The sequence below is a fragment of the Mesorhizobium sp. M1A.T.Ca.IN.004.03.1.1 genome, assembly GCF_003997555.1.
Classification (GTDB): domain Bacteria; phylum Pseudomonadota; class Alphaproteobacteria; order Rhizobiales; family Rhizobiaceae; genus Mesorhizobium.
On the sequence record NZ_RZTV01001139.1, the window covers coordinates 1 to 234 of the forward strand.

The window sequence follows — 234 nt, forward strand, 5'->3', positions numbered from 1 at the left end:
GACTAGAGGTGCAAGAGGAAAATCATGAAAAAGATCACCATTGGTGAAGCTGCCCGCCAGAGCGGCGTCAAGGTGCCGACGGTGCGTTATTATGAAAGCATCGGCCTGCTCGCGGCCCCGAGCCGTAGCGAGGGCAACCAGCGCTCCTTCGAGCCTGCCGATATCAGCCGTCTCGCCTTCATCCGCCACGCCCGCGAACTCGGTTTCGAGATCGACGCGATCCGCACGCTGCTC

At 61.1% G+C, this 234-nt stretch carries 1 protein-coding gene; it reads left to right on the top strand.

What is annotated here, in order from left to right; translation table 11 throughout:
• Positions 1-24 precede the first annotated feature (24 nt).
• Positions 25-234: MerR family transcriptional regulator (locus EOD29_RS35235; protein ID WP_127248934.1), on the top strand; the 210-nt coding region annotated here is incomplete at its 3' end.